Here is a 5641-nt window from a genome sequence, read left to right as displayed (position 1 = left end):
ATTTGCCGTAGTAAAAAGAGGAACGCCATATGTGGTTCTTCAGCAATATGCAGCATAAAAAATAAAACTAAATATTACTAGGATTTGATCTTGGAATACGTGTATGGTTAGTTGCGTGGTTTAGCGACTAAGTTAGCAAAAATGAACCGAACGAGAGGAAATTCCGCAGGAATTTCCACGTAGGCAAGTCACAAGCAATTAATTATACACGGTGTTAGCTGTAGTTTTTATTTTTTCCGATTATTAATAATATATCAGCAATTGGATAAGCTAAAGCGACAATTATACCAAATATTCCGTATAATGTTTTTCCTCCAGGTAAAAATCCAGTTATCGAAAACCATAAAAGGATAAAGCAAAAAGGGTAGAGAAGAAGTCTTGTCAAAATCTTCGTAAAAGTCCATTCTTTAATCTTTTCTTTCTTTAATTCCGTTTTGGGTTTGTTAATCAATTCAGGATTATTTGTTTGCTCTATATTTTCTATGGATTCTTTAAGTTCGTCAGTCAAAAGTTTTGTTTCATATTTTTTTGATTTGGACATAACTAAACTCAATAAAGTTGCAATTAGAGAAATTCCAATAATTCCAACGACAGCTATTTCTAATTTCGTTGTGATTAATAAAACTAAAACAAGCAAAATAAAAAATCCAGTTGATGCTTTATTCAGAAGTTTGTGATAAGGATTTTTTTCTGTTTTTATTCCGTTCAATTTATTGTTTTGGTCAAAAGTCAGATGGAAAATTGGATAAACACTCCTCAAAAATTGTGATGACCTCCAGATAAGGATTTCATTTGGTTTTATTTCTCCGCTATATTTAGTTGTATTATAGGAAAAGGAATCATTCCAATGATTTTTAAGAGTACTTTTTTTGTTCTGAATAATTAATTTTTCGATGTCTTTTTTTTCTACCATAAAGTTGGTTCAAATTACAGCTAACGGGATTGTGTATGGTTAGTTGCGTGTTTAAGTAACTAATTTAGTAAACATTTACGAACCCGTGAATATTCCGCAGGAATATTCGCAAGTAGGCAGAAAACAGCAATTAATTATACACGGTGTTACCATACGTACTTTATTCAGTTATTACTTCTTTCCACCTTTCAGATTCCGCAAACTGCTTTACAATTCGATTCCGTTCAGTTAGTAATTCAGTCATATATTTTTTGAGAAACAGCTTGTCAGCTATTTTACCTACAATTCCAAAAGGTGATTGATAATCAAAAAAGTCGGTCATCAAAGTTCCGCCATTCAATTCCGCAAAGTGGTGTTCGTGTTTGAATTTTTTGAAAGCTCCTTTTACCATTTCGTCCGCAAAGTATTTTGGTCGGTCATATTCCGTGATTTTGGAAGTCAGATTTTGATAAATTCCAAAGTGTTTTGCTCTCCAAGTTACGCTTTCGTTCATTCCGATTAATCCGCTTGTTTTTCCAGCGATTGCTTCTTCATTCGTATGTTCAGTCGAAATTTTATGTAAATCGATACTTCGCGAAAGGTCAAATACTATATTTCTTTCGGCTTTTATTTCAGTTTGAAGTTCAATTCTCGGCATTTTTGGGTATGTATGGTAACGTTGTTGTATATGAAAAGTAGTAGGTTAAAATGCAATTATTTTCAGTTTGTAAACAAAGATAGCAGAAAGAACGAAACCATGGATTAAGCTCTTAACTGCTATTTTTTATATACGTTGTTGTGGTTAGTTTTAATTCATTTTGGTCATAATAACATCTGTAGGAATACTAAATTCTCTAGGTTCACCTACTGTTCGCATACCTCTAATTATGCTCACTTTCCATTCTGCTGTTATAGGGCAACCTAAACATCCTGATTGTATGGTTAAACCAAAAGTCCCATCTACTCCTTTTCTTGCATCTAAACCGTTTTCACAATCTATGGTATTGTCATCTATCTGAGCTCCCATTTTTATACCATCTAATGAGCCACCAAAAATGACATACCCGTTATAAATATTTGTATTAGGGATATTATAATTGGATTCACAAATAATGGTTTCTACACCATTATTAACTTCTATAAACCAATAATCTCCTTTTAAATAGAGATTATCTTCATAAATAGAAACTCTAAAAATCTCATTACCATTTTGATACTCCCAAGTACCAATGAAAGGCGTTAAATTATTCATAGTATATCTTGATTGTGCACTTAAATTTTGTGATTTACAAGAAAATAGTAATAGTATTGCTAATGTATAAAGTATATTTTTCATAATGTGTAATATTTTAGTTACAAGGATTTTCTCTATGAGGCTCTCCATTTTTTAGTTTTAACTTGGTAAAGATATTAAAGGTTGCATCAGTTTCAAAAAGATGAGCTCCAATATTAGCTTCGTCCATAAAATTTAAGAACTCTTTAAGGTCGTTTTCATTCAATGTATCTATGTTTGGATCATTAGGATCAGTTGCCTTTATTTTATGGTCTGGAATATCAGGATTAAAATACTTATCATATAAAGGAATAAAAGCATCTTTAGACGCCCAATATCTTGCTTGTTGCGTAGGTGGAATATCTCTAATTCCAATCTTAGGGTCAAAGGTTTTGTAAAAGAAGAGGTCTAAAAATTTTGTTGGATTGCTAATAGTGAGTGCGTATTGTGTGCCCTGCTTAGTGGTTAAAAAGGCTACAAAATTATCAGTTATTTTGTTAAGCCGTATCAATTTAGCAATATGCATTAAGTCTTGAGGTGAAAATGTTGACAAAGAAAATGGGCTTGTTGTAGGGTGGTTATGAGCAAGGGCTTCAAATTTATTAACGCCAGATATATCAATCTCTATTTGAGGAAATCCAACTTCTGCCTCATAATCTTCAATAGCATCTTGATTTTTCAATTTACCTGCTCCTTTTTCGAGAGGTGAATTAAGATTAGCATCAGAAGACAGTTCCACCAATTTAGTTTTATAATTTGGCGTATCTTCTAACAAATTGGTAATTTTTCTACATTCTTTCTTCCTGCCTAATTCTTCTTCATCAATAATAAGCACAGCCGTTGCATTAGCACAATTACCACTAGCGTCTAATTGCAAGCAATCTGTAGTTTCGCCCTGTGCACCTCCATCGTTTCCGCTATCAGTATTGTCTGGGTCTGGCACAACACCTGTAGTACCACCATTAGAGCCATTAGTGTTACCTAATAATACACCTAATGGGTCTGTAACTGGTCCATTTAAAGTACCTCCGTCTGGTCCTGTATAATTTGGCCCATTATTAGTTGTGCCATTATTTAAGCTGCCTCCAAGACCAGAATTATCATTTGGTAATTCTGGACAATCAATATTTACTATCTCCCAAACAACAACATCATAACTATGAGCATCTACTTCGTAATAATAACAACTACCGTCTAATCTTGTAAATATTATTCTGCTGTCTCCACCGCCACTAGACATTCTTTGTAAGCCACTAACCGTTGTTTTGCTTGCCAAATCCATTGGCATATTACCATTTTTAACGGATTGCTTATCGCTTTCATTTAAATCATAGCTCATTATTGCGGCTTTGTATGAGCCATCTGCTTGTTTGCTTAACAATAAGTTTTCTGTAAGACCATTATCTTGTGCTCTTGTTATTGCAAAAGTGTAGGATTCGTAATTGCCAGAAGTAATATGGTAAGCTATTTCATCATCTACATAGAAATCGTATGCTTCTATATAGGTCATCTTTGCTTGTAGGTTAGTATTGTTTTGCAATACATCATTTTTATTGGGTAAGGACTGTACGATATTATTAATTCTTTGGTTTTTAGATAACTCGAATTTGTTAACTAAATTTATCTTAAATTCAGTTTGTTGCGTAGTTTCATCAACAAATACGGTATCGTCTTTTTGGCAAGTAAAGCATACTATGGAAATCCCAAAGAGTAGAATTCCGAATTTCAAGTAAATTTTTAATTTCTGTTTCATCATACAAAATCGTTTAAAGTTAGTGATTCAAATTTAAAGTGGTTTTAATAATTCCAAAAACAAGAATGAGTAAATGCTATTCTTTTGCAAGTAAACGATGTTTTTCGTTTAGTTACTCTGTTTCTTGGTTTGGGTCAAATTAACCACAACGTTGTTGTATAAGATTAGTTGCGTGGTTTAGGCACTAAAGTTAGCAAATAAATTACAGATAGAAAGTCCGCGAGGACTTTCGTAAGCAAGCTAAAACTAGCCATTAATTATATACGGTGTTGTGTGTAGTTTTTATCTCTGCGCTTGTTTGTTTTTCGGTATGTTAATTACTCCACAACCATCAACGAGCCATTTATTATTCACTTCTTTAATTTTCATTTTAATCACAAAACCTTTCCAAGTTTTAGCCTCTACAGTCAAATAATTTGAAATTGAGTCAAATTCAGCAAGTTTAAAACCGTCATCGGGATAATCCTGAGCGTCAAAAATCGGGTCGAATCCAAGTCCGTATTCAGGTTCAGATTCATAAGCATCTCCAATCATTTTTGTTAGTTCTCCTTTAAATTCTTGACTAACATCCTGATTAGAATTTACCCATTCAATAATTCCTATTTGTTCTTTCATTTTGTTAGAATTCGCAACATAGTCGTTGATAAACTTCAGTGCAACATATGTTTTTGAAGTTGTATCTTCTAATTGAATTTTAGTTTTCTCTTCGCTTAAAACGTTTTCTGTTTTCGGTTCTTTCTTATTTTCAATTATAAGTTTATCGTTTTCATTAAAATCTTTTTCCTCTTTTTTGTCATTGCAACTAAATGCAATTAATATAAGTGTAATTAAATATAAATTTTTCATCAATTTCAAATTTCAGTTCGGTTTTTCTCAAATTACACACAACGGTTTTGTGTATGATTAGTGGCGTGTTTAAGCACCTAATTTAGCAAATAAAAACCGAATAGAAAATCCGCGAGGATTTTCGTAAGTAGGCGAGAACCAGCCATTAATTATAAACGGTGTTGTAAGCAGTTTTTATTCCAATATTTTATTAAGTCGATTTTGCCAAATCTTTTGAAATTCATGTCCTATTTTTTGAAATTCTTTTTCAGTAAATGTGTCTGTTTTGGCATTATTACACCAATAACAGGCTAGAACAAGATTATCAAATTCGGTATAAGGTAAACTAGATATTTTTCTGTCGAGTTCTAATGATTTACCTCGTTTAGGGTATCTTTTATTAATATGACCATTCATTGAATGCAAATTCTCTAGTTCGCTTTCAGGTAAATTACAATAATAGCAAGTTTTAGGTTGTTTTTCATACCACTCAAACAGTTCATAAATTTCGTCGTTACTTAATTCAACACTGATATTCTCCATTGTTTTTATCTGATTGAATTTTGCTTGAATAAATGACTTAAACTTCTGTATTGCGTTATATTTTTCAGAACAATACCAAGAATTAATTAATTCCGTCATATTTGCGTTCTGTTTTCTCAATTCAATAACGCTTTTTTTTTCAAAAATCTTTAATTTATAAAATTCAATTTCAGTCATTTACGTGCGTTTGTTAAATTGCTTACAACGGTTTTGTGTATGATTAGTGGCGTGTTTAAGCACCTAATTTAGCAAATAAAAAACGAATAGAAAATCCGCGAGGATTTTCGTAAGTAGGCGAGAACCAGCCATTAATTATACACGGTGTTCTACGCAGTTTTTTATTCCGCTTAATTTT

Annotated in this window: 6 protein-coding genes; all 6 read right to left on the bottom strand. The window is 32.2% G+C overall.

Annotation, left to right across the window (positions count from 1 at the left end; genetic code table 11):
- Nucleotides 1-214: 214 nt before the first annotated feature.
- On the bottom strand, nt 215-913 hold the full coding sequence (locus DFQ09_RS18385; protein WP_115813057.1) for a hypothetical protein: 699 nt from the start codon (nt 911-913) through the stop codon (nt 215-217).
- 160 nt (nt 914-1073) lie between these two features.
- Nucleotides 1074-1550, bottom strand: coding sequence for an SRPBCC family protein (locus DFQ09_RS18380; RefSeq protein WP_115813055.1), 477 nt, complete (start codon nt 1548-1550; stop codon nt 1074-1076).
- 150 nt (nt 1551-1700) lie between these two features.
- Complete coding sequence (locus DFQ09_RS18375) at nt 1701-2228, bottom strand: DUF6705 family protein (protein ID WP_147298378.1); 528 nt, start codon at nt 2226-2228, stop codon at nt 1701-1703.
- A gap of 13 nt (nt 2229-2241) precedes the next feature.
- The gene (locus DFQ09_RS18370) at nt 2242-3921 is read right to left on the bottom strand and encodes a hypothetical protein (RefSeq protein ID WP_020897370.1); all 1680 of its coding nucleotides are present in this window, start codon (nt 3919-3921) and stop codon (nt 2242-2244) included.
- A gap of 279 nt (nt 3922-4200) precedes the next feature.
- On the bottom strand, nt 4201-4764 hold the full coding sequence (locus DFQ09_RS18365) for a hypothetical protein (protein ID WP_115813053.1): 564 nt from the start codon (nt 4762-4764) through the stop codon (nt 4201-4203).
- Nucleotides 4765-4938: 174 nt separating this feature from the next.
- Nucleotides 4939-5463, bottom strand: coding sequence for a hypothetical protein (locus DFQ09_RS18360; RefSeq protein ID WP_115813051.1), 525 nt, complete (start codon nt 5461-5463; stop codon nt 4939-4941).
- Between the last annotated feature and the right edge of the window lie 178 nt (nt 5464-5641).

It is taken from the genome of Winogradskyella pacifica (assembly GCF_003386275.1).
In the GTDB taxonomy this organism is placed as follows: domain Bacteria; phylum Bacteroidota; class Bacteroidia; order Flavobacteriales; family Flavobacteriaceae; genus Winogradskyella; species Winogradskyella pacifica.
The sequence above is the reverse complement of the archived record's forward strand: the minus strand, read 5'-3'. Positions and strand labels throughout refer to the sequence as shown.